Source organism: Streptomyces djakartensis, from assembly GCF_014651075.1.
Lineage (GTDB): Bacteria > Actinomycetota > Actinomycetes > Streptomycetales > Streptomycetaceae > Streptomyces > Streptomyces djakartensis.
Genome location: NZ_BMWE01000003.1, coordinates 197,086 through 220,376, shown reverse-complemented (window position 1 = coordinate 220,376; position 23,291 = coordinate 197,086). Strand labels below are relative to the sequence as shown.

Below are 23,291 nucleotides of genomic sequence, written 5' to 3'. Positions count from 1 at the left end.
GGGTCCGGTGCGGTGCCCGCCCGCTCTGCGCCTATCGTGTGGGACATGAGTGAGACCCCTGCTGAGTCCCCCGACTTCGACGCCATGGCCCGCGACATCGCCGAGGTCCCGGCGGTCGAGGTGATCGTGACGGTCGCCGTCAACCTGATGAGCGCCGCCGCGGTGAAGCTCGGTCTGACCGAGGAGGGCGACAAGCACAAGGACCTGGACGAGGCCCGCAAGCTGGTGCACGCGCTCGCCGGTCTGCTGGACGCGACGGCGACCGAGATCAGCTCCTTCCACGCGGCGCCCCTGCGCGACGGCCTGAAGTCGCTCCAGCTGGCGTTCCGCGAGGCCTCGCTCGTCCCGGACGAGCCGGGCAAGGGGCCGGGCGAGAAGTACACCGGCCCGGTCTACGGCTAGCCCCTGGGGCAGGCCCCCGCGTCAGCGTTCGTACAAGGGCTCGCCCGGAGGCGTCGCCCCGGCCGGCAGCAGTGCCAGGTCGAGGCCGCGCACCAGGCGGGCCCTCAGTGTCTCGTCGGCGGCGAGCCGCCGGGCGACGGCCTGCGCGGCCTCGGCCGGGGCGGCGGACGGGTCCAGGACCAGCGCGAGGGTCCCGTCGGCCTGGCCCGGACCGAGGTGGGCGCGCAGGACGGCGGGCTCGGCCGCCACGGCGGCCCGTACGGCCTCGACGACGGCCGGGTCGGCGAGCGGATCGGTGCTCGTGCGGCCCTCCGCGAGGGCGAGCAGGGCGGGCCCGGTCAGTTCGAACGGCACCGGCCCGGCCAGGTCGAGCACGACCGTGTCCGCCTTCTCGTGCGCCGCGGCCTGGAGGGCCTGGTGCAGCGGCACGGCCACGGGCCGCGCCGCCGGGTCCCAGCGGGCGAGGGAGTCCGTGGAGGTGAACGCGGGCAGGGCGGTGCGTTCGCCGGCCTTCAGGGTCGGCACGGCCATGTCGCTGGTCTTCTCGCGGCGCAGTCCCCGCTCGTCCTCCTCGACCTCGCCGAGTACGGCCACGACGGGGACGAGCAGCCGGGCGTCCTTGAGGGCGTTCAGCACCGGGCCCACCGCGGCGCGGTTCTCGGACCAGGCGGCGAGGGCCGCGCTCAGCCGGGGGTCGGCGGAGCCGTCGTCGTCGGAGAAGCCGGGGTCGGGGATGTTCTTGTTCGCCACGGTCGTCGACCCTATCGGCCGGGTGCCACGCCGTCGGCGGCGGCTCAGAAGTCCTCAGTCCTCGCGGCCGGCTCGGCGGCCGCGCCACAGGACCACGGCGGCGACCAGCAGGACACCGCCCGCGCCCCCCGCGAGGGGGGCGGCCCAGTCCGCGGTGCCGTCGCCTGAGGCGGCGGCGTCGGGGCCGCTGCCGAAGTACTCCTGGCCGTACGCCGCCGCGTGCAGGCCCTTCGGCTCGATCCGGCCGGCGGCCCTGATGGCGGCGGCCGGGTCGACGAAGCCGAAGCCGCGGGAGTCGTCGCGGCCCCCGGCGGGGGCATTGCGGGCGGTGTCCTCGAGGAGCGTCTTGACCTGGGCCGGCGTCAGATCGGGGTGGGCCGCCTTGACCAGGGCGGCGGCGCCGGAGACGAAGGCGGCTGCGGCGCTGGTGCCCCAGCCCTCGTAGTACTTCTCGTCGGGGTCGGCGATGACGACGTCCACCCCGGGGGCACTGACGGTCGCGTACCAGCGGCGGGTGGAGAAGGGCGCGCGGGTTCCGGAGCGGTCGACCGCGGTGGCGGCTATCACGCCCGGGTAGGCGGCCGGGTAGGAGATGTGGTCGCCCTTCTCACCGCCGTTGCCGGCGGAGGCGACGACGATCACACCCTTTCTCAGGGCGTACTGGATGGCCTGGTCCTCGCTGGGTTCGGGGTGCGCGGAGGCCGAGTCGTCGCCGAGGGAGAGGTTGATGACGTCCGCGCCGTGGTCGGCGGCCCAGCGGATGCCGTCGGCCAGGGCGTTGCCGCGGGTGCTGCGGGCCTTGGCGCGGGAGGGGTCGCCGTCCTCCAGGATCACGCGGACGGGGAGGATCTTCGCCTCGGGGGCGATGCCTATGACGCCGTCGCCGTTGCCCGGGCCGTGTCCGTGGCCGGCGATGATCCCGGCCATGGCGGTGCCGTGCCGGGCCCAGGCGCGGTCGCCGGGTTCGGCGCCGAAGCGGACCAGGTCCTTGCCGGTGAGGACGTTGCCGGTCAGGTCGGGGTGGTCGGCCTCGACGCCGGTGTCCAGGACGGCGACGGTGACGCCCTCGCCCTTCGTGGTCTGCCAGGCCTCCTGGGTGTGCATGGCCTCCAGGGCCCACTGCTGGGCGCGGATGCCGTCGGCGTGGGCGGAGGTGGCCGGGAGGAGGACGAGGCCCGCGGCGAGCAGGACGCTCAGCGCCGCGGGGCGACGGGCTCCGGGGGCCGCCGCCCTCGTCTTCCTGGTGGCTTTCACGACGGCTGCTCCGAGGCCGAGCGGACGTTCTTGCGCAGACCGCGCTCGACACGGTCGGCCAGGCCCTGCGCCTCGTTGCCGAGGCCGGCCTGGGCCGGGGCGGTGGTGGCGCCGGACCGCATCGCGTCCTCGGCGGGCTGCGGGTCGTCGACGGCGCGGCCGTCGGCCCAGCCGGAGACGGCGAAGACGACGACCGGTGCCTCGGTCAGGACGGAGACGGTCCAGGCGGCGCGCTGCTCCGCCCCGAAGTGGGCGGCGGGCGTGCCCTTGGCGGCGTACGGCAGGGGCATCAGGTCGCTGCGGCGGTCCAGGCGCTCCGTGCGGAAGCGGTTCGCGAGGGAGGTCATGCCCGGGGCGTCGGCCGTGGTGAAGAGCAGGCCGACGGTGGTGACGTAGCTCTGGGTGGCGTCGGTGTAGGTGGCCCGCAGGAGCCGCTCGCAGCCGACGGGGGCCAGGACCTTGCTCAGCAGGGGGTCGAAGGCGTCCTTGCAGCCGCTGTCCCGGGCGACGGCGATACGGGTCCAGGTGCGGTCGGCTCCCCCGGGGCCGGCGCCCCGGCCCTCCACGGTGGGCGGGAACAGCTGGTCGACGGGGACGCTGTGCCACAGGCCCCCGGCGGTGGCGAAGGTGCCGCGCGAGCCCTCTTCCCCGGAGTCCCCGACGAGCCAGCTCCCGGTGACCGCGCCCGAGATGAGCCCCAGTCCGAGCACGAGACAGGCGGTGGCCGCGGCGGCCTGTGACGCGCGGCGCCGCCCGAGCGGCCGGGGTTGTCCGTCGCGGTCGTATCCCTCGGGCTCGCCGAAGGACACCAGGGGGCGCGTGGCGCCGGGGGCGCCGCCCGGGGCGAGGGGCGCACTCCAGGAGAGGGCGGGGTCGGGAGCGACGGGGGCGGCCTCCGGGCGCGGTGGGGTTGCGGGGGCGGGGCGCTGGGCGGGAGCAGCTGTGCGGGGTTGCCCGGCGGGCGGCGACGGCAGGCGCGTCCCATGGCCGGTGGGGTCGGCATCGGCACCGGGTGCGACTTGGGCGCCCGTCCGTGCGCCGGCCTGGGGGGCGTAGGCGGGGCGGGGCGGGACCTCGGCGCGCGGAGTACCGGGACGGCCTGCCCGCGATCCGGAAGCGGCGGACGCCTCCGGCGCACCGGGGCGGCCGGAGGGGGCCGGGGGGACGGGACGCAGGCGAGCGGTCGTCTCGGACGAGTTCCGGTCGGGCACGCCGGCGGGGCGGGGCGGGGCAAGGCGGAACGGCCGCCCCGGCGCGGCCGGCGAAACCCCCGACGAACCATCCGAACGCCCCGACCGGTCGGACTCAGCCGACGCCTCACCCGACCCACCAGGCGAAGCCACGCGGAACGGCCCACCGGACGCGGCCGGCGAAACCCCCGACGGCGCCTCCGAACGCCCCGGCCGGTCGGACGAGGTCGAGGCGTCTGCGGAGCGATCCGGTGCGTGACGCGGACGGGGAGGCGTGGCAGGGGGTGCGGACGGCCTGTTCGACTCGGATCGTGTCATGTGCCCGACGGCGGGGGGCGTGTCCGGAAAGCGGGCGGAGGCGGGAGGCGGAGGCGGTGTGGCGGGCTCGCCGCGCCGGGGGGTCGTCGGCTCGGGGGCCGTGCGGCCGGTGCCCGGGAAACGGGGGTGGCCGTTCGAGCCGGGGGATGCCGGACCGGCCGTGCCGGCGCTCCGTGGAGCCGTTCCGGCGCTGGTGCCTTCACCGGCCGAGGAGCCACTCACATGCCTGTCGGTTTCCGTACCGGCCGACGAACGCGGTCCGGGGGAAGCGCCTCGCGACGGTCCGCGCCCGCCGGACGCATCCCGGGTCCTTGGGTCAGCGGACCGCGCCGGGCCCGTCTCCCGCTCCGGCGACGGCCGCCGCGCGCCCGGCGTGTGCTGCCCGGCCGGATCCGGGCTCGGCCTGTCGGTGCCCACGCGCCCGGTGCTGTCCGGGGAGGACGGCACGCCGCCCCCGGCTCGCCCGGAGGGCTCGGCCGGGCGGTGCGGCCGCTCCACTCGCGGGTCATCCGGCCGGGTCGGCGGGTGTGCGGGGGGCGGTGGTGTGCCCGGCTGCGGAGGGAACGGGGCACGCCGTGCTTCCGTGCTCATGCCCCCCCGTTTCCTCGTGCCCGGGCCGCCGCGGTTTGCTGGGCGGCGGTGTCGTCCTGCCCGGCGCCCGGCACCGAGTCGTCCCGGGCACCCATACCCGTACGGACGGAGCGTCATCCCGGCTCGGATTTCCGGCCGGCGCCGTTCCGCCGTACGTGCGCGTCACTCTACGGCGTGTTCCTGCGCGAACGGGAACCAGTCCACAACGCCGGGGCATCTGCCCGGAACGTCCCCCTACCCTGCGGTAATCCTGTCTGGCAGGCTGCGTTCATGACTGCGCGCGCCGCCGACCGGGCCCGTTATGACCGGGCCACCGCCCACCTCGAAGCCCCTCTCGCGATCGTGGACCTGGACGCCTTCGACGCCAACGCCGCCGACCTGGTCCGCCGCGCCGCGGGCAAGCCGATCCGGGTCGCCAGCAAGTCGGTGCGGTGCCGGGCGCTGCTGGAACGCGTCCTGGCCCGGGACGGTTTCGCGGGGATCATGTCGTTCACCCTCGCCGAGTCGCTGTGGCTGGCCCGGTCGGGTTTCGGCGACGTGCTGCTCGCCTACCCCTCGGCCGACCGCGCCGCGTTCGCCGAACTCGCCGGTGACCCGAAACTCGCCGGCGCCGTGACCGTCATGGTCGACGACGTCGCCCAGCTGGACCTGATCGACGCGTCGAGGGGCGGTGGCCGCGAAGTCGTCCGCGTCTGCCTGGAGTTGGACACGTCCCTGAAGTTGCTCGGCGGGCGGGTGCGGGTCGGGGCGCGGCGTTCGCCGTTGCACTCCCCCGCCCAGGTCGCCGACGTGGCCCGGGCGGTGGCCCGGCGGCCGGGTTTCGAGGTCGTGGGGATCATGGCGTACGAGGGTCATGTCGCCGGTGTGGGGGACTCCGTGGCGGGTCGGCCGCTCAGGTCCCGTGCCGTCCGGCTGATGCAGGCCGCGGCCAAGCGTGAACTCGCCGCCCGGCGCGCGGAGGTGGTGCGGGCCGTGCGGGCGGTCGTTCCGGGGCTGGAGTTCGTGAACGGTGGCGGCACCGGCTCGGTGCAGCACACGGCGGCCGAGGACGCGGTGACGGAGATCGCCGCCGGGTCGGGTCTGTACCTGCCGCGGCTGTTCGACAATTACACCTCGTTCCGCGGCCGTCCGGCGGCTCTCTTCGCGCAGCCCGTGGTACGGCGGCCGGGGGTGGGGGTGGTGACCGTGCTCGGTGGCGGGTATCCCGCCTCGGGGGCCGCCGGGGCCGACCGGTCGCCCGTGCCGTACCTGCCCGAGGGACTGCGCTACGACCCCCAGGAGGGGGCCGGCGAGGTGCAGACGCCGCTGCTCGGCTCGCCCGCCGACGATCTGCTGATCGGCGACAAGGTGTGGTTCCGGCACGCGAAGGCCGGTGAGTTGTGCGAGCGGTTCGACCGGCTGCACCTGGTCGAGGGCGACGCGGTGACGGCGACCGTGCCGACGTACCGCGGCGAGGGCCACACGTTCCTGTAGACCACCGGCCGGAAAGCGGCCGGCCGGCGGGCCACCCCGGCGACGGGCGCGGCGGTCCTCGTCCGCCCGGTGCCACCGCCCTGAGGCGAGGGCACCGGGCCGGTGACGGTCCCGGGTGCGCGGCGGCGCAGGTGCGGGCCGAGCGGATCGGGATACCGGCCGGCCGGTGGCGTCACGCTCATCCCGGCACCGCGCGGCGGGATCCCGGCCGTCAGGGCACGCCTACAGGGGGGTGACGTACGCCCCGGCGATCCCGCCGTCGACCAGGAAGTCGGTGGCGTTCACGAAGGAGGAGTCGTCACTGGCGAGGAAGGCCACGGCGGCGGCGATCTCCTCCGCCTCGGCGAACCGCCCGACCGGGATGTGCACCAGGCGGCGGGCGGCGCGCTCCGGGTCCTTGGCGAACAGCTCCTGCAGCAGGGGGGTGTTGACCGGGCCGGGGCACAGGGCGTTCACGCGGATGCCGTCGCGGGCGAACTGCACGCCCAGTTCCCGGGACATGGCCAGGACGCCGCCCTTGGAGGCCGTGTACGAGATCTGGGAGGTGGCGGCGCCCATCCGGGCCACGAAGGAGGCCGTGTTGATGATCGAGCCCCTGCCCTGCTGCCGCATGTACGGGATGGCGGCCTTGCAGCACAGGTAGACGGAGGTGAGGTTGACCTCCTGGACACGCTTCCAGGCCTCCAGGCCGGTCTCCAGGATGGAGTCGTCGTCGGGCGGCGAGATGCCCGCGTTGTTGAAGGCGATGTCGACGCTGCCGTAGGTGTCGTGGGCGGTCCTGAAAAGCGCCTCGACCTGCTCGGCGTCGGTGACGTCTACCTTCACGAAGATGCCGCCGGTGTCTTCGGCGGCCGCCTTGCCCCGGACCTCGTCGACGTCGCCGCAGACGACGTGGGCGCCCTCGGAGGCGAGGCGCCGGGCGGCGGCGAGACCGATGCCGCTGCCGGCTCCGGTGACGACGGCGGTACGGCCGACCAGGCGGCGGCAGATGGTGTCCTGAGCAGTCACTGTGCGGGGCCCTCCGTGCTGATGAAGACGTTCTTGGTTTCGGTGAAGGCGGCCAGGGCGTCGGGGCCGAGCTCGCGGCCGACGCCCGACTGCTTGTAGCCGCCGAAGGGGGTCCAGTAGCGGACGCTGGCGTGGGAGTTGACGGACAGGTTGCCGGCGCGGACGGCCTGGGAGACACGCAGGGCGCGGCCGACGTCCCGGGTCCAGATGGAGCCGGAGAGGCCGTACGGGGTGTCGTTGGCCAGGCGGATCGCGTCCTGCTCGTCGGTGAAGGGCAGGAGCACGGCGACGGGGCCGAAGATCTCCTCGCGGGCGGCCGGCGAGTCGGGGCTCTCGCCGGTCAGGACGGTGGGCGGGAACCAGAAGCCGGGGCCCTCGGGTGCGCTGCCGCGCAGGGCCGGGGCGGTGTCGGGCACGAAGCTGCGGACCCGGTCGAGCTGCTGTCGGGAGATCAGCGGGCCCATCTGGGTCTTCTCGTCGGCCGGGTCGCCCACCACCACGGCGGACAGGGCGTCGGCGAGCAGTTCGCGGACCTCGTCGAGGACGGACTCCTGGACCAGCACGCGGGTGCGGGCGCAGCAGTCCTGGCCGGAGTTGTCGAGGAAGGAGAAGGGATCGACGGCCGTCTTGAGGTCGGCGTCGGCGAAGACGATGTTGGGGCTCTTGCCGCCGAGTTCGAGGGTGACCGGCTTGACCTGCTCGGCGCCGAGCGCGGCGACGCGCGTGCCGGTGCGGGTGGACCCGGTGAAGACGATCTTGGCGACTCCGGGGTGCCGGACCAGGGCGTCGCCCGTGATGTCACCGCGTCCCGGCAGGACCTGGAAGAGGTGCTCCGGCAGCCCGGCCTCCAGGGCGAGTTCGGCGAGGCGCAGCGCGGTGAGCGGGGTGGTCTCGGCGGGCTTGAGGAGGACCGCGTTGCCGGCCGCGAGGGCGGGGGCGGTGCCCCAGGCGGCGATCGGCATGGGGAAGTTCCAGGGCGCGATCACGCCGACGACGCCGAGCGGTTCGAGGATCGTGACGTTCAGTCCGCCGGGGACCGGGATCTGACGGCCGGTGAGCCGCTCCACTCCCCCGGCGGCGTAGTCCAGCAGGTCACGGACGTTGCCGGCTTCCCAGCGGGCGTTGCCGATCAGGTGTCCGGCCTCCCGGACCTCCAGGCGGGCCAGTTCCTCCAGGTGCTCGTCGACGGTGGCCGCGAAGCGGCGCAGCAGCCGGGCCCGGTCCGCGGGGGGCAGGGCGGCCCAGATCCGCTGTGCCCTGGCGGCGTGGGTGACGGCCGCGTCGACGTCGGCCGGACTCGCCCCGGCCACGGCGGCGACGACCTCCTCGGTCGCGGGGTTCAGTACTTCCAGAAGGTGCTCGGAAGACACGAAGGACCTCACATGCGTTCGAAGGAGCGGCGCAGCTCCCAGTCGGTCACCGCGGCGTCGAAGGCGTCCAGTTCGACGCGCGCCATGTTGCGGTAGTGCGCGACGACCTCGTCGCCGAAGGCGGCCTTGGCGATGGGGCTGTTCTCCCAGAGCTCGGCGGCCTCGCGCAGGGTGGTGGGGACGTGGGCGAAGTCGGCGGTGTAGGCGTTGCCCGGGCAGGGCTCGGGCAGTTCCAGCTTCTGCTCGATGCCGTGCAGTCCTGCGGCGACCAGCCCGGCCACGGCGAGGTAGGGGTTGACGTCGCCGCCGGGGAGCCGGTTCTCGAAGCGCAGGGAGCGGCCGTGGCCGACGACGCGCAGCGCGCAGGTGCGGTTGTCGTGACCCCAGGCGACGGCGGTCGGGGCGAAGGAGCCGGGCTGGAACCGTTTGTAGGAATTGATGTTGGGGGCGTAGAGGAGGCAGAAGTCGCGCAGGGCGGCGAGCTGCCCGGCGAGGAAGTGCCGCATGAGGTCCGACATGCCGCCCTCGCCGTCCCCCGCCATGGCGTTGTGGCCATCGGCGTCGGCGAGCGAGAGGTGGATGTGGCAGGAGTTGCCCTCGCGTTCGTTGTACTTGGCCATGAAAGTGATCGACATGCCCTCCTGGGCGGCGATCTCCTTGGTACCGGTCTTGTAGACCGAGTGCTGGTCACAGGTGACCAGGGCCTCGTCGTAGCGGAAGGCGATCTCGTGCTGTCCGGGGTTGCACTCGCCCTTGGCGGACTCGACGACGAGGCCGGCGGCTGCCATCTCGTTGCGGATGCGGCGCAGCAGGGGCTCGATGCGGCCGGTGCCGAGGACCGAGTAGTCGATGTTGTACTGGTTGGCCGGGGTCAGGCCCCGGTAGTTCGCGTCCCAGGCCTGTTCGTAGGTGTCCTTGAAGACGATGAACTCCAGCTCGGTGCCGACCTGCGCGGTGTAGCCGAGTTCGGCGAGGCGCTCCAGCTGGCGGCGCAGTATCTGGCGGGGAGCGGCGACGACCGGGGAGCCGTCGCTCCAGGCGAGGTCGGCGTGGAGCATGGCCGTGCCCTCGTTCCAGGGGACGCGGCGCAGCGTGGCGAGGTCGGGGTGCATGGCGAAGTCGCCGTAGCCGCGGTCCCAGGAGGACATCGCGTAGCCGTCGACGGTGTTCATCTCGGTGTCGACGGCGAGCAGGTAGTTGCAGCCCTCCGTGCCGTGCCGGAGGACCTCGTCGAGGAAGAAGCGCGCGGCGAACCGCTTGCCCTGGAGCCGCCCTTGCATGTCGGGGAAGGCCAGGACGACAGTGTCGATCTCACCGCCCGCGACGAGGGCGTGCAGCTCCTCGACGCTCAGCGGGGGTGTGCGGTCTGCCACGGGAGGGCCTCCTTGGCTCTTGGTCCGCCGGGAGCCATAAGGTATTGCGGAGAACCATTGCTTGGGAAGGGGGTACGGCCACATGCCGGAGGAAGCGGGCGGCGAGGTGCCGGACGGGCTGGCGCCGGTGCTGCGGCCGGTGCGCGCGGGCAACGGCTTCGAGGAGGCGCTTGAGCAGATCCTCCAGGTGGTACGGCTGGGCCTGGTACCGGGGGGCGAGCGGCTGCCGGCCGAGCGGGAGCTGGCGGAGCGGCTGGGCATCAGCCGGGTGACGCTGCGCGAGGTGCTGAAGGTGCTCCAGGACCAGGGGCTGGTCGAGGCGCGGCGCGGACGGTACGGCGGCACGTTCGTGCTGCCGCGCGCGGACGTCGGCGGCGAGGACGAGCTGCGGCGCCGGATGGCCGAGGTCGACCTGGAGGACGTGCTGCGGTTCCGCGAGGTGCTGGAGGTGGGTGCGGCCGGGCTGTGCGCGGCGCACGGGCTGGACGAGAAGCAGGCGCAGCGGCTCCGCGAGGCCCTGGCCCGCACGCACGACGCCCCGCTCGCCGACTACCGCCGCCTGGACACGCTGCTGCACCTCACGCTCGCCGAGCTGTCCGGCTCACCCACGCTCACCGCCCAGTACGCGGCCGTCCGCGCGACCGTCAACGACCTGCTGGACTGCATCCCGCTGCTGGTGCGCAACCTGGAGCACTCGCAGCGCCAGCACACCGCGGTGGTGGAGGCCGTGATCGAGGGCGACGCCGACCAGGCGCGGGAGATCATGCGCGAGCACTGCGGGGGCACGGCGGCGCTGCTGCGCGGGTTCCTCGGCTGAGCGCGGTGGTGAGGATTTACGGGCGATTAACGCACGGGTATTGCGTTCCCGCGACGGACACGGCAAAGGTATGGATCCATTCCATTGGGCCGGGGCCCGCTCGACCCCGCGCTCGACCCCGTGTCCGCCTCCCGTGGGGAGTCTGCCCATGTCCCAGGAATCCACCAGTACACCCGCCGCGGAGGCGGACGTCTACCTGGAGCGCCGGGCGCTCCGCCGCGGCAGCGCCGGCTGGGTGCTGCTGACCGGTCTCGGCGTCGCCTACGTCGTCTCCGGTGACTACTCGGGCTGGAACTTCGGCCTCGCCGAGGGCGGCTTCGGTGGCCTCGCGATCGCGATGGTGCTCATGGGCGCGATGTACGCGTGCATGGTCTTCGCGCTCGCCGAGCTGTCCTCGATCCTGCCGACGGCGGGCGGCGGCTACGGCTTCGCCCGCCGGGCGCTCGGCCCGTGGGGCGGCTTCCTGACCGGTACGGCGATTCTCATCGAGTACGTCCTCGCGCCCGCCGCGATCGTCATCTTCATCGGTGACTACGTCGAGTCGCTCGGCCTGTTCGGTCTGGAGTCCGGCTGGCCGGTGTACCTGGTCTGCTTCGCGATCTTCCTCGGTATCCACCTGTGGGGCGTGGGCGAGGCACTGCGGTTCAGCTTCGTCGTCACCGGCATCGCGGTGGCGGCTCTCATCGTGTTCGCGCTGGCGGCTCTGCCCGGCTTCTCCCTCGGCTCGCTGGACGACATCCCGGTCGACACCTCGGCCGCCGGGTCCGGCTCCTGGCTTCCCTTCGGCCTGCTCGGCATCTGGGCGGCGTTCCCCTTCGGCATGTGGTTCTTCCTGGGCGTCGAGGGGGTGCCGCTGGCCGCCGAGGAGACCCGGGAACCGGCCCGCACGCTGCCGAAGGCCATCCGCTGGTCCATGGGCATCCTGGTGGTGCTGGCCGTGGTCACGTTCTTCGCGGCGGCCGGCGCCCGCGGCTCGAACGCGATCCAGGAGGCGGGCAACCCGCTGGTCGAAGCGCTCCAGCCGGACGGCGAGGCGACCGCCCTGAGCCGCGTCGTCAACTACGCGGGGCTGGCCGGCCTGGTGGCGTCGTTCTTCTCGCTGATCTACGCGGGCTCGCGGCAGCTGTTCGCCCTCTCCCGCGCGGGCTACCTGCCCCGCTTCCTGTCCCTCACCAGCCGCCGCAAGGCCCCGTACCTGGGCCTGCTGGTGCCCGGCACGATCGGCTTCGTGCTGGCGGCGGTGTCGGGCGACGGCGCGCGGATGCTGAACATCGCGGTGTTCGGCGCGACCATCTCCTACGCGCTGATGTCCCTGTCGCACATCGTGCTGCGCCGCCGGGAGCCGGAGCTGCCGCGGCCGTACCGTACGCCGGGCGGGGTACTGACCTCCTCGGTCGCGCTGGTGCTGGCCTGCGCCGCGCTGGTGGCGACGTTCCTGGTGGACGTGACGGCGGCGTTCATCGCGCTGGTGGTGTACGCCGTGGCCGTCGCCTACTTCGGTCTCTACAGCCGGAAGCGGCTGGTGGCGAGGGCTCCGGAGGAGGAGTTCGCGGCGCTGGCGGCGGCCGAGGCGGAGTTGGCGAGGGACTGACGGGGTACTGGGGCATCGACCGTGAGGGAGTTTTCGTGGCCAGGCCGTTGATCGGTGTCAGCACCTATCTGGAGTCGGGTGCGCGCTGGGGCGTGTGGGAGCTGGAGGCCGCCCTGCTGCCGGCCGGATATCCGCGACTGGTGCGGCGGGCGGGCGGTCTCGCCGCGATGCTTCCGCCGGACGACCCCGAGTACGCGGCGGCGGCCGTGGCCCGAATGGACGGGCTGGTCATCGCGGGTGGCCCGGACGTGGAACCGGCCCGTTACGGCGCGGAGCGCGAGCCGCGGACCGGGCCTCCGGCGCGGGAGCGGGACGCGTGGGAGCTGGCGCTGATCGACGCCGCGCTGGAGGCGGGGGTGCCGTTGCTGGGCATCTGCCGGGGGATGCAGCTGCTGAACGTCGCCCTCGGGGGGACGCTGGTGCAGCACCTCGACGGGCACGCGGAGGTCGTGGGCGTCTTCGGCGAGCATGCCGTCAAGCCCGTGCCGGGGAGTCTGTACGCGGGTGTCGTTCCGGAGGAGACGTCCGTGCCGTCGTATCACCACCAGGCCGTGGACCGTCTGGGTGAGGGCCTCGTCCCCTCGGCGTACGCGGAGGACGGGACGGTGGAGGCGGTGGAGCTGCCGGCCCACGAGGGGTGGGTGCTCGGGGTGCAGTGGCATCCGGAGATGGGGCAGGACCCGCGGGTGATGCGGGCCCTGGTCGAGGCGGCAGCGGCACGCTGAGTACCAGGGGGCTCCTGCTCAGCCCGTCCGGCGTTCGAGGACTAGGCCGTTCAGGCCGAAGGGGGCCTGGGGGCGCAGCCCCCAGCGGGGCCGAAGGGACAGCGCCCCTGGGGACGGGACGGGAAGGGGCGGCGGGGGCGAGGAGAACTACCCCCGCGTCAGCGACAGCAGGTCCCGGGCCGGACCGGTGGGCCGATGCCCCGTGGGCCACACCGCCCTCAGGTCCCGCGCCAGGGCCATCCCCTCCACCGGCACGCGGACCAGACGGCGCATCGCCAGCTCCTCCCCCACCGCCAGCTCACTCAGCACCGCCGGCCCCGCACCGCTCACCGCCGCGGCCTTCACCGCCGTCGTCGAGGACAACTCGATCAACGGCCGGGCCAGCCCACCCAGCGCCGCGTCCAGGACCTGCCGCGTGCCCGAGCCCCTCTCACGGAGGATCAGCGGTGTCGCGGCCAGCTCCGGCGCCTCCAGCGGACGCCGGCGGCGGGACCAGGCGTGGCCCGGCGCGGTGACGACTATCAGGCGGTCGTGGGCGATGACCACCGAGTCCAGCCCGGTCGGGACCGTCAGCCCCTCCACGAAGCCCAGATCCGCCTCGTCCGACAGCAGACGCTCGGCGACCACCGTCGAGTTGCCGGCGTGCAGCGACACCGCCGTGTCGGGCCGCTGCGCGCGCAGTGCGAGGAGCCAGCCCGGCAGCAGGTATTCGGCGATCGTCATGCTCGCCGCCACCCGCAACCGGGAATCGCGGCGGTCCCGCAACGCCTGCGCACCCACGTCGAACGCTTCCGCGGCCTCGACGATCCGCCGGGCCCAGTCCGTCACCAGCGCACCGGCGTCCGTGAGCCGGGAGCCACGCGGCGAGCGGTCGACCAGCGCCACGCCGAGCTGCCGCTCCATCGACCGGATCCGGCTGCTGGCCGCGGGCTGGGTGATGCCGAGTTCCCGCGCGGCTCCGCCCAGGCTGCCGAGCCGCGCCACCGCCAGCAGCAGTTCGAGCGCCCCCAGGTCGGGCACCCGGTGTGCCAGGGCCCCGGCCGACGGCGCACCTGGCTGCTCATCCGTGTGGCTCATAAACCCAGCTTATGCCGGTGCTGATCGCAGGGCCCGGCCCAGAACCCGCGGCGCCTCGGCCAGCGACGGCCCGTACCACGTCAGGTGCCGACCGCTGACGAGCGCGCAGGGCAGGCCCGAGAAGGCCTCCGGGCCGTCGTCCACGGTGAAGCGGTACGGCTCGTCGGGGAGTATCACCACGTCCGGCCGCCCGGCGCGCAGTTCGGCGAGCGGGATCCTGGGATAGCGCTCGGGGTGCGCCGCGTGGAGGTGGTCGACGCCGAGGCGGCTGAGGACATCGCCCGCGAAGGTGTCGCGGCCCAGGACCATCCACGGCCGGCGCCAGACCGGCACGATCGCCGTGCGGCGGGTCTCCGGCTCCGGCAGGCACGACCAGGTGTCCTCCGCCTCGTCAAGCCAGCGCGGCCGGGACGCCACCTGGCAGGCGTCCAGGACCCGTGCCAGTTCCCCGAAGGCCTGCGGCACGTCGCGGATCTGCGTGACCAGGACCGCGATGCCCGCCGCGCGCAGGGCGGCGAGGTCCGCTTCGCGGTTCTCCTCCTCGTTGGCGATCACCAGGTCCGGAGCCAGGGAGGCGATCCGGTCGGCCCGGGGGTTCTTGGTGCCGCCGACGCGGACGACGTCGAGGCCGGGCGGATGCGTGCACCAGTCGGTGGCGCCGACCAGGGCACCGGGCGCGGACCGGGCCACGGCCTCGGTCAGCGAGGGCACCAGCGAGACGACCCTCACCTGCGTGGCCGGTCCCGGACCGCCTCGATGTGCTCGGCCACGGCGACGACGAGCACGCGGGTGTCCGACTCCGCGGCCCGCCAGCGGTGACGTACGCCGCCGGTGAGGTACAGCGTGTCGCCGCGTCCGAGCCGGTAGGCGCGGCCCTCCGCCTCGACCTCCACGGCACCGTCGGCGACGTACATCAACTGATCGTTTCGGTACTGGAGTTCACGGCCCGCGTCGTGCTCGCCGGTGAATTCGGAGGCGTGCATCTGATGGTGGCCGCGGACCAGGGACCGGCTCCGCGGCTGCGGCAGCGACAGCGGCTCGGTGTCGTCGCCGCGGACGACGTCCACGCTGCACGCCGGGTCGGCCGCGGCGAGGAGCTCCACGGCGGTGGTGCGCAGGGCGTCGGCGACCTTCTCCAGGGAGCTGGTGCTGGGCCGCGCGCGGTCGTTCTCCACCTGGCTCAGGAACGGCACCGACAGGCCGCTGCGCTCGGCCACGACGGCGAGGGTGAGCTCCAGCGCGCGGCGCCGCCGACGCACGGCCGCGCCCACTCGAAGGGGCTGTTCCTTGTGGTCGCCCATCGCCCCGGCTCCCTCCTTCGCCCGTCGATCCGCTCCCTGCGCGCCGGCGTCGCGGCGCACTCTCCGATGTTGCGTTGTCTGCACCCTACGCAGGTTCGGCAAACCGTTTCAGGGGGCCGTCGCATCGACGTCGTACCGGGCGGCGCGCGACCTCACGGTTCGCGCCGGGGTTCCGCCTCCTGGAGGGGGCCGCTGGATTCCTCCTACGGGAGGAACGGAGGGAGGAAGAGGTGGTCGGCGGATGGCGTAGCGCTCTGCGGTTGTCCGGATCCCGCTCGCGGGAAGAGGGTGTGTGCGGCACGCGGCGTATCGCGCACCCCACCCCGGAACCCTACTGCGGAGTCCCCGCGGCGTCATGCGCTGCCCCCCCTTGACCGCCTTGTTGATCCCGGCCTCGCGAACCCGGTCGCTGTCGGTGGCGTACGGCATGATGCGTGACGTGACCGGACGACTGATGCTCCTCGACACCGCCTCCCTGTACTTCCGCGCCTACTTCGGCGTGCCCGAGTCGGTCAGGGCACCGGACGGCACTCCGGTGAACGCCGTACGCGGGCTGCTCGACTTCATCGACCGGCTGGTCAGGGACCACCGGCCGGATCACCTCGTGGCCTGCATGGACGCCGACTGGCGGCCGCACTGGCGGGTCGAGCTGATCCCCTCCTACAAGGCGCACCGCGTCGCCGAGGAGCACCCGGCCGGCCCGGACGAGGAGGTGGTGCCCGACACGCTGTCGCCGCAGGTGCCGGTCATCGAGGAGGTGCTGGACGCCATCGGGATCGCCCGGGTGGGCGTCGCCGGCTACGAGGCGGACGACGTGATCGGCACGTTCACCGCCCGGGCGAAGGGCCCGGTCGACATCGTCACGGGCGACCGCGACCTGTACCAGCTGGTCGACGACGCGCGCGGCGTGCGGGTGCTGTACCCGCTGAAGGGTGTGGGCACGCTGCAGCTCACCGATGAGGCCGTGCTGCGGGAGAAGTATGGGGTCGACGGCAGCGGGTACGCGGATCTGGCCCTGCTGCGCGGCGACCCCAGCGACGGCCTGCCGGGCGTGCCGGGCATCGGAGAGAAGACGGCCGCCAAGCTGCTGGCCGAGTTCGGCGACCTGGCCGGGATCATGGCGGCGGTCGAGGACCGGCGGTCGAAGCTGACGCCGACGCAACGCAGGAGGCTGGACGAGGCTCGCCCGTATCTCGCGGTGGCGCCGAAGGTGGTCCGGGTCGCGGACGACGTCCCGCTGCCGGACGTCGTGACGGAGCTGCCGGGGGCCCCGCGTGATCCGGCGGCGCTTCAGGCGCTGGCGGCCCGGTGGGGGCTGGGCGGGTCACTGGAGCGGCTGCTCGCGACGCTGAGGGTGTGACGGACGCGGGTTCGGCGGACTTCCTGGGGCCCCGGCTCTGCCGGGTGCTCGAGAGGTGTCAGGTGGTGGCGGGGTGCTAACTTAGGTAACCCTAACTATGTGAGACAGGGAGGTCCTCATGACAGAGCGACCGGGACGCCAGCCGCGCAGGACGCACTCCGCTCAAGTCGTCCGCACCGAGCGGCTCACGCCGCACATGCAGCGCGTGGTGCTCGGCGGCGAGGGCCTTGCCGACTTCTCGGCGGACACCTGCACCGACCACTATGTGAAGCTGCTGTTCCCGCCGGCGGGCGTGGCCTATGCAGAACCCTTCGACCTGCAGCGCGTCCGCGACGAGCTGCCCCGCGAACAGTGGCCGGTGACCCGGACGTACACGGTGCGCCATTGGGACGCCGAGCACCGCGAGCTGACGCTGGACTTCGTCATCCACGGCGACGAGGGTCTGGCCGGTCCGTGGGCGACCCGGGTCCAGCCGGGCGAGACCGTGGTGTTCATGGGGCCCGGCGGAGCGTACGCGCCCGCCCCGGGCGCCGACTGGCATCTGCTCGCCGGTGACGAGAGCGCGCTGCCCGCGATCGCCCGGGCCCTGGAGTCGTTGCCGCGCGGGGCCAGGGCGTACGCCTTCGTGGAGGTCTCCGGTCCCGAGGAGGAGCAGAAGATCGACTCCGATGTGGAGGTCGTCTGGCTGCACCGCGGTGACCGGCCCCTCGGTGAGGCGCTGGTCGAGGCGGTACGGGACCTGGACTTCCCCGAGGGCCGGGTGCACGCCTTCGTCCACGGCGAGGCGCACTTCGTGAAGGAACTGCGCCATCTGCTCCGGGTCGAGCGCCACATCGCACGCGAGGACCTGTCCATCTCCGGCTACTGGCGGCTCGGCCACAACGAGGACGGCTGGCAGGCCTCGAAGCGCGAGTGGAACGCCCGGATCGAGGCGGAGCAGGAGAGCACGCCGGCCGCCTGAGCCGGGCCGTGGGCAGGCCGCTCAGCCGGGCGCCTGGTGCCCTCCGGGCCTGCGGGGTGCGGCGGGCCTCGTACCCTGGGCGGCGATGAGACGACGCAGAACCACGCTCCCGCCCTCTCCCCTGCCGCAGCGCCGCGGGGTGGACGCGGTGCGGGTGCGGTTGCCCGCCGAGGGCACGTGGGCCACGGTGCGTGAGCACCTGGTGGAACGGCTCACCGGGGCCGGCGACGGAGTCGTGGACGGGATGTTCGAGGCGGGGCTGGTCGTCGGGGCGGACGGGCGGGCCGTGGCCGCCGACGCACCCTACGTGCCGGGGATGTTCGTGTGGTTCCACCGGGACCTGCCCGACGAGGTGCCGGTGCCGTTCCCCCTGGAGGTCGTGCACCGGGACGAGCACATCGTCGTCGTCGACAAGCCGCACTTCCTCGCCACCACCCCGCGCGGCAGCCACGTCGCCGAGACCGCGCTGGCCCGGCTGCGCCGGGAGCTGGAGATCCCGGCGCTCACCGCCGCCCACCGCCTGGACCGGCTCACCGCCGGACTCGTGCTGTTCACCGTGCGCCCCGAGGAACGCGGCGCGTACCAGACACTGTTCCGCGACCGGCGGGTGCGCAAGGAGTACGAGGCCGTAGCGCCCCACGATCCCGGACTCGCGCTGCCGCGGACCGTACGCAGCCGGATCGTGAAGGAGCGCGGGGTGCCGGCGGCCCGGGAGGTGGCGGGCGTGCCCAACGCCGTCAGCCGTGTCGAACTCGTCGAGCACCGCTCGCACGGGGCCGGGCGGCTCGCCCGGTACCGGCTGGTACCCGGCACCGGGCAGACCCATCAACTGCGCGTGCACATGACCGCGCTGGGCGTGCCCATCCTCGGCGACCCGCTGTACCCGGAGGTGACCGGCCCCGCACCGGCCGGCGACTTCCGCCGTCCGCTGCAGCTGCTGGCGCGGGCCCTGGAGTTCACCGACCCGGTCACGGGCGGCGAGCGCCGGTTCCGCAGCGGCCGGGAACTCGCCGCGTGGACGTCGTACGACCGGTGGGCCGCCGGGACGTACGACGGCCCGACGGTCCGTCAGTAGCCCTGCCACCAGCGCAGCAGACGCTGCCAGACGCCCTTGCGGCGAACGGGTTCCTCCGCCGCCGGGTGCGCCTGCGGGTGCGCGGGGGCCGGCTGCGGCTGAGGCTGAGGTTGCGCGGCGGCCGGTGCCGGCTGGGGCTGGCGCTGTGGCTGTGGTTGTGGTTGTGACTGGACGGTGCCGATCTGCCAGTCGCGCTGCCTCGGGACGACGTTGTGGTGGGGCGTCTCCGACACGTCCTGGGGCGGCTTGGGCGAGAACTGCACCGGCAGGGACACGAGGTGGCGGGCGGCGATGGACGCCGTCCAGCGCAGCTCGTCCTGGTCGCAGTCGAGTTCGACGTCCGGAAGCCGCATCAGCAGCGCGTCGACACCGACGTCGGCGATGGAGCGGCCGATGTCCTGGCCGGGGCACTCGTGCGGGCCGCCGCCGAACGCGAGGTGGGAGCGGTTGCCCTGCATGCTGGCGGACAGGTCCGGCCGGATCCGCGGGTCGACGTTGGCCGGGAGCGGGGCGAAGAGGAGTCCGTCGCCCCGGCGGATGCGCTGACCGCCGAGTTCGGTCTCCTGCTTGGCGAAGTAGGCGAAGACCGTGCTGAACGGCGGCTCGTTCCACAGCGACTGCTCCACCGCCTCCGGCACCGTCATCTGGCCGCCGTTGAGCTGAGCCCTGAAGCGCGGGTCGATCAGCACCGTGAGCAGCACGTTGGACAGCAGGTTGGTGGTGGCCTCGTAGGCGGCGAAGAGCACCAGGCGCAGGTGCTCCCTGACCTCATCGTCGCTCAGCCGGGCCGGGTGGGTGATCAGGTAGCTGGCGAGGTCCTCCTCGGGCTGGGCGCGACGCCGGGCGGTGAGCCGGCTCAGGGCCTCCATGACGTACGAGTGGCTGGCGATGGCGGTCTCGGTGCCCTTGAGCGCGTCGCGGGCGGCCTCGACGAGACGGTCGTCGTAGTCGTCGCGCATGCCGAGGATCTCGCACATCACGGCCATCGGCAGGTGCTCGGTGAACTGGCTGACGAGGTCGGCCTCGCCCTCCTCGCAGAAGCGGTTGACGATGGCCTGCGTGCTGCGGTTGATGTAGCGGCGCAGGCTGCGGAAGTCGATGGTCGAGATGGCGCCCATGACGGCGCCGCGCAACCGCTTGTGCTCGTCGCCCTCGGCGTGCGAGGCGATGGGCTGCCAGGCGATGTGGGGCATCAGCGGGTGGTCGGGCTTGACCAGGCCGTCCCTCAGGGGCGTCCAGATACGGCTGTCCCGGCAGAACTGCGAGGGCGAGCGCACCATGTGCAGGTTCTCGGCGTGGCCGAGGACGATCCAGATCGGCACGTCGTCGTGGAGCAGCACGGGCGCGACGGGGCCGTGCTCCTCCCGCAGTTGTTCGTACAGCGCTCCCAGGTCCTCCGACTCGTGCAGCCGGTGCAGTCCCCCGGGCCCGAGTCCGTGCGCGGGGCAGCCGGGGGGCGGGCCGGGCCGGGAGGTGTCCGTACCGGTCGGGGCGTGGGTTTCAGGCGTCACAGTGCTCGCTCCGGAAACTGAGGTGGATCCAGGTGTATGGGGGGGGTGGAAGGTGGGGCGGGCGCGGATCCCGGTCAGGTTCGCGAGCCCGTCATCGCGAGTGAGTGCAGGAAGCGCATCAGGGTCATCAGCACGTCACGGCTGGAGGCCCGGCGCCGCGCGTCGCACTCCATGATCGGGATGTCCGGGGTGAGGTCGAGGGCCGTGCGCAGCTCTTCGATGGCGTAACGGGGCGCGTCGGGAAAGGCGTTGACGGCGACCACGAACGGCACGCCGCGCTCCTCCAGGCGCCCCATCACGTCGAAGCTGACCTCAAGCCGGCGGGTGTCGACCAGCACCACCGCGCCGAGCGCGCCCTCGAACAGTCCGTTCCACAGGAACCAGAACCGCTGCTGGCCGGGCGTGCCGAAGAGGTACAGCACGAGCTGCTCGGTGATGCTGATCCGGCCGAAGTCCATCGCCACGGTGGTGGCCGTCTTGGACGCGGAGCCGAAGTTGTCGTCGACACCGATGCCGGCCTGCGTCATGGTCTCCTCGGTGGTCAGCGGGGTGATCTCGCTGACCGAGCCGACCATGGTGGTCTTGCCGACGCCGAAGCCACCCACGATCACGATCTTGGCCGCGGACTGTGCCGTGTGGGGCAGCTGGTCCTCGGCCCGGGGGCCCGGGATGGTGTCAGAGCCTTTGAAGTCCATTCATCACCGCTTCGAGAAGGGAACGGTCGGTGCGTGACTGGCGGACGATCGGCGCGCGCGCCTGCACCAGTTCCGCCGTCAGCAGTTCGGTGAGCAGTACGCCCATCGCGCTGAACGGCAGGTGGAGGTAGGCCGACAGTTCGGCCACCGACAGGGGGGCGGCGCAGAGCCGGAGCAGCGCCGCCTGCTCGGGAGAGGCGGAGGGCGGCGGGTCCGCGACACGCGCCACGATCAACGTGACCAGGTCGAGTTCGGCCCGCTCACCGTCCGGACCGGCCACCACGTACATCCGCTCCGGGTTCCTGGCCTCGCCCTCGCCCTCGCTCTCCTGGGAAGGCCGCGGGGGCGGTTCCGGTGCGGGTCCGCGCCGCTGGCGTTGCGGAGGCGTCATACGGTCTGCCCGTTCCGCCGGGGCGGACTGGTGAGGTGGCCGCCGATCCGGACGACCAGATCGCGCATCATCGCGCTCATCCGGCCGGGTTCGCACCGCACGTCGGAGAGCACCGCGAGGAACGCGTTGGCTCCGGCGTTCATCAGGTAGAAGTAGCCCCGGTCGATCTCGATCATGACCAGCTTCATCTCGCCTTCGCCGACGGTGAGTTCCTGGCAGATGCTGCTCGCGAGGGACTGCAGGCCGGCACAGGCCGCGGCCACGCGGTCGGCCGCGTCGGGCTCGCCGCCGTAGCGGGCGATGCGCAGGCCGTCGGCCGAGAGCACCACGATCATCTCGATGCCCGGCACGCCGTCGGCGAGCTGCTTGAGCATCCAGTCGAAGTTGCCTCGCTGCTGGATCACTTGAGGTCCCCCTCGTCGTCGGCCTCGGTGGGGGCCGGGTCGTTGAGCAGGTGCAGGTACTTGGTCGGGTTCCGGATGAAGTCGGTCGGGTGGGTGCCGGGTTCGATGCCCTGCTTGAGTCCCTCCCAGAAGGCTTCGAGGCCCTTGCCGGGGGCGTCGGGCGCCGACATGTCAAGCAGGGGCTTGGTCTCGGGCTCGGGCTCGTGTGTCGCCGCCCAGGGGTTGTACTCGCCCCGTGCGGCCGCCTCCCGGTCGGCCTTCTCGTTCTCGGCCTGCTGGGCGAGCCGCTCGGCGAGCGGTGTCTTCACCCGGCTGCGGCGCTGCGGAAGGCCGTTCGCCGTCCACTCGGTGACCTCGGGGACGTCGTCCTCGAGGGAGACGGTCGCGGGGATCTTCGGGCTGGTGGGGCGGCGCCTCTTGGGCGTGCGCTTGGGGCCCTCGGGGATGCCGACCGTCATGGGGATGCCGGTGGCGCCGATGCCGTGGGCGAGTCCGACGCCGGGCTCGTGGGTGATCATCTCGCTCGGCACGATGAGGATGGCGCGGACGCCGCCGTACGCAGAGGCCCGCAGCGAGACCTGCATGTTGTACGCCGTGCAGAGGCGGCCCACGACGGCCAGGCCCAGGCGCGGGTGCTCACCGATGTCCTGGAGGTCGACGCCCGCCTTGGCGGCCTCCAGCATGCCCTCGATCCGGGCCCGGGCCTCCTCGTTGAGGTTGACACCGCCGTCCTCGATCTCGATGCACACGCCGGTCTGCACCTCGGTGGCCGTGACGTGCACCTTGGTCTGCGGCGGCGAGTAGCGCGTGGCGTTGTCGAGGAGTTCGGCGGCGGCGTGGATGACCGGCTCGACGTAGATGCCCTTGACGCTGACCTTGGCGATGGAGGACAGCTGGATGCGCCGGTACTCCAGGATGCGGGACATGGCGCCGCGCAGCGTGCTGTACAGGGACACCGCCTCGGGCCACTGCCGTCCCGGACGTCCGCCGCCGAGGACGGAGACGGAGTCGGCGAGCCGGCCGATCAGTGCGTTGCCGTGGTCGATGCGCAGCAGGTCGTCGAAGACCTCCGGGTTGCGGCCGTGGTCCTCCTCCATCTCCCGCAGTTCCTGGGCCTGCTGGTGGATGATCGCCTGGACGCGGCGGGCGACACTGACGAAGGAGCGCGCGGCGGCGTCGCGCATGGTGACTTCGTAGTCCACGATCTTGAGCAGCTTCAGCAGCGTCTCGTGCTGCGGAGCGGGGAGGTCCCGGTAGGCGGGGTCGGCCAGGCCGAGCTTGCGGATCGCCTCCCTCGGGGAGTTGCCGGCGTGCAGCAGATCGAGCGCCGCGGGGATGATCTCCCTCGCGAAGCGGACCAGTTCGTGTTCGTGGGCGGCGATCCGCTGTTCCAGGTGCGCGCTGTGACGGGCGTGCTCGCTCCGGTGCCGCCGCAGGACACGGCCGCGGCGCACCGCCTCGGCAGCCGTCGCGATGACCAGCACGGTGGCGAGGCCGCCGCACCAGCCGACGGCGAGCCGGGCCGGCGCCGTCACCAGGGCGACGGCGGCCACGGTCGCCGCGGCCATCACTATGGCCGGGAGCAGCAGCACGCGCGCGTAGGGAAGTTCACGGCGACCGGGAGGGGATTGGACACTCACCATGTAGGCCTTCT

Annotated in this window: 22 protein-coding genes; 8 read left to right on the top strand and 14 right to left on the bottom strand. The window is 73.3% G+C overall.

What is annotated here, in order from left to right; genetic code table 11:
• Window positions 1-45 precede the first annotated feature (45 nt).
• Window positions 46-402, top strand: a complete 357-nt coding sequence (locus IE212_RS06835) for a DUF1844 domain-containing protein (RefSeq protein WP_190196801.1) — start codon at window positions 46-48, stop codon at window positions 400-402.
• Between the two features lie 21 nt (window positions 403-423).
• Here IE212_RS06835 and IE212_RS06830 read toward each other — a convergent pair whose 3' ends face one another.
• The 3 genes from IE212_RS06830 to IE212_RS06820 are packed head-to-tail and all read right to left on the bottom strand — an operon-like array spanning window position 424 to window position 3,215.
• Window positions 424-1,152, bottom strand: coding sequence for an SseB family protein (locus IE212_RS06830; RefSeq protein ID WP_190196800.1), 729 nt, complete (start codon window positions 1,150-1,152; stop codon window positions 424-426).
• Window positions 1,153-1,206: 54 nt separating this feature from the next.
• Window positions 1,207-2,406 carry a type VII secretion-associated serine protease mycosin gene (gene mycP, locus IE212_RS06825; RefSeq protein WP_190196799.1) on the bottom strand — a complete coding sequence of 400 codons (1,200 nt, stop codon included), beginning with the start codon at window positions 2,404-2,406 and terminating at the stop codon, window positions 1,207-1,209.
• Window positions 2,403-3,215 carry a hypothetical protein gene (locus IE212_RS06820; protein ID WP_190196798.1) on the bottom strand — a complete coding sequence of 271 codons (813 nt, stop codon included), beginning with the start codon at window positions 3,213-3,215 and terminating at the stop codon, window positions 2,403-2,405. Before IE212_RS06820 ends, mycP begins: the two co-directional genes overlap by 4 nt.
• A gap of 1,560 nt (window positions 3,216-4,775) precedes the next feature.
• Between IE212_RS06820 and IE212_RS06815 the strand changes: the two genes are divergently transcribed.
• On the top strand, window positions 4,776-5,978 hold the full coding sequence (locus IE212_RS06815) for an amino acid deaminase/aldolase (protein WP_190196797.1): 1,203 nt from the start codon (window positions 4,776-4,778) through the stop codon (window positions 5,976-5,978).
• Window positions 5,979-6,200: 222 nt separating this feature from the next.
• On the opposite strand, the gene IE212_RS06810 is transcribed toward IE212_RS06815, so the two are convergent.
• From IE212_RS06810 to IE212_RS06800, 3 genes are read right to left on the bottom strand one after another with little or no spacing between them, the layout of a single operon-like run.
• Window positions 6,201-6,986 carry a 3-oxoacyl-ACP reductase gene (locus IE212_RS06810; RefSeq protein WP_190196796.1) on the bottom strand — a complete coding sequence of 262 codons (786 nt, stop codon included), beginning with the start codon at window positions 6,984-6,986 and terminating at the stop codon, window positions 6,201-6,203.
• On the bottom strand, window positions 6,983-8,356 hold the full coding sequence (locus IE212_RS06805; RefSeq protein ID WP_190196795.1) for an aldehyde dehydrogenase family protein: 1,374 nt from the start codon (window positions 8,354-8,356) through the stop codon (window positions 6,983-6,985). The genes IE212_RS06810 and IE212_RS06805 overlap by 4 nt, the downstream gene beginning before the upstream one ends.
• Window positions 8,357-8,364: 8 nt before the next feature.
• The gene (locus IE212_RS06800) at window positions 8,365-9,729 is read right to left on the bottom strand and encodes a glutamine synthetase family protein (RefSeq protein ID WP_190196794.1); all 1,365 of its coding nucleotides are present in this window, start codon (window positions 9,727-9,729) and stop codon (window positions 8,365-8,367) included.
• 82 nt (window positions 9,730-9,811) lie between these two features.
• On the opposite strand from IE212_RS06800, the gene IE212_RS06795 reads away from it, so the two are divergent.
• The 3 genes from IE212_RS06795 to IE212_RS06785 all read left to right on the top strand — a co-directional run bounded on the left by IE212_RS06795 (window position 9,812) and on the right by IE212_RS06785 (window position 12,862).
• Complete coding sequence (locus IE212_RS06795; protein WP_190196793.1) at window positions 9,812-10,546, top strand: FadR/GntR family transcriptional regulator; 735 nt, start codon at window positions 9,812-9,814, stop codon at window positions 10,544-10,546.
• 148 nt (window positions 10,547-10,694) lie between these two features.
• The gene (eat, locus tag IE212_RS06790) at window positions 10,695-12,137 is read left to right on the top strand and encodes an ethanolamine permease (RefSeq protein WP_190196792.1); all 1,443 of its coding nucleotides are present in this window, start codon (window positions 10,695-10,697) and stop codon (window positions 12,135-12,137) included.
• A 47-nt stretch (window positions 12,138-12,184) separates the two neighbouring features.
• A complete protein-coding gene (locus tag IE212_RS06785; RefSeq protein WP_190196994.1) occupies window positions 12,185-12,862 on the top strand; it encodes a gamma-glutamyl-gamma-aminobutyrate hydrolase family protein in 678 nt (225 codons plus the stop codon).
• A 147-nt stretch (window positions 12,863-13,009) separates the two neighbouring features.
• Here IE212_RS06785 and IE212_RS06780 read toward each other — a convergent pair whose 3' ends face one another.
• Genes IE212_RS06780 through IE212_RS06770 form a run of 3 tightly spaced genes read right to left on the bottom strand, consistent with a single transcriptional unit; the run spans window position 13,010 to window position 15,240 of the window.
• Window positions 13,010-13,939 (bottom strand): LysR family transcriptional regulator, encoded by a 930-nt coding sequence (locus IE212_RS06780; protein WP_190196791.1) that lies wholly within the window; start codon window positions 13,937-13,939, stop codon window positions 13,010-13,012.
• A 9-nt stretch (window positions 13,940-13,948) separates the two neighbouring features.
• On the bottom strand, window positions 13,949-14,668 hold the full coding sequence (locus IE212_RS06775) for a helical backbone metal receptor (protein WP_190196790.1): 720 nt from the start codon (window positions 14,666-14,668) through the stop codon (window positions 13,949-13,951).
• Complete coding sequence (locus IE212_RS06770; RefSeq protein WP_190196789.1) at window positions 14,665-15,240, bottom strand: helix-turn-helix domain-containing protein; 576 nt, start codon at window positions 15,238-15,240, stop codon at window positions 14,665-14,667. The genes IE212_RS06775 and IE212_RS06770 overlap by 4 nt, the downstream gene beginning before the upstream one ends.
• A 430-nt stretch (window positions 15,241-15,670) precedes the next feature.
• Here IE212_RS06770 and IE212_RS06765 point away from each other — a divergent pair, with 430 nt between their 5' ends.
• From IE212_RS06765 to IE212_RS06755, 3 genes are all read left to right on the top strand, one after another.
• Window positions 15,671-16,600: a 5'-3' exonuclease gene (locus tag IE212_RS06765; RefSeq protein ID WP_229864123.1), complete on the top strand. Its 930-nt coding sequence runs from the start codon at window positions 15,671-15,673 to the stop codon at window positions 16,598-16,600.
• 118 nt (window positions 16,601-16,718) lie between these two features.
• Window positions 16,719-17,561, top strand: coding sequence for a siderophore-interacting protein (locus IE212_RS06760; protein WP_190196788.1), 843 nt, complete (start codon window positions 16,719-16,721; stop codon window positions 17,559-17,561).
• Between the two features lie 85 nt (window positions 17,562-17,646).
• Entirely contained in the window at window positions 17,647-18,636 is a 990-nt protein-coding gene (locus IE212_RS06755; protein WP_190196787.1) for an RluA family pseudouridine synthase, read from the top strand.
• Here the strand turns inward: IE212_RS06755 and IE212_RS06750 are convergent.
• The 5 genes from IE212_RS06750 to IE212_RS06730 form a co-directional block, all read right to left on the bottom strand.
• On the bottom strand, window positions 18,630-20,147 hold the full coding sequence (locus tag IE212_RS06750; RefSeq protein WP_190196786.1) for a cytochrome P450: 1,518 nt from the start codon (window positions 20,145-20,147) through the stop codon (window positions 18,630-18,632). The two genes, IE212_RS06755 and IE212_RS06750, sit on opposite strands and share 7 nt — an antisense overlap.
• Window positions 20,148-20,221: 74 nt before the next feature.
• Window positions 20,222-20,842 (bottom strand): GTP-binding protein, encoded by a 621-nt coding sequence (locus tag IE212_RS06745; protein WP_190196785.1) that lies wholly within the window; start codon window positions 20,840-20,842, stop codon window positions 20,222-20,224.
• Entirely contained in the window at window positions 20,823-21,233 is a 411-nt protein-coding gene (locus IE212_RS06740; protein ID WP_190196784.1) for a DUF742 domain-containing protein, read from the bottom strand. The genes IE212_RS06745 and IE212_RS06740 overlap by 20 nt, the downstream gene beginning before the upstream one ends.
• Window positions 21,230-21,637, bottom strand: coding sequence for a roadblock/LC7 domain-containing protein (locus IE212_RS06735; protein WP_190196783.1), 408 nt, complete (start codon window positions 21,635-21,637; stop codon window positions 21,230-21,232). The genes IE212_RS06740 and IE212_RS06735 overlap by 4 nt, the downstream gene beginning before the upstream one ends.
• Window positions 21,634-23,280: an ATP-binding protein gene (locus IE212_RS06730; RefSeq protein ID WP_190196782.1), complete on the bottom strand. Its 1,647-nt coding sequence runs from the start codon at window positions 23,278-23,280 to the stop codon at window positions 21,634-21,636. Before IE212_RS06730 ends, IE212_RS06735 begins: the two co-directional genes overlap by 4 nt.
• Window positions 23,281-23,291 lie beyond the last annotated feature (11 nt).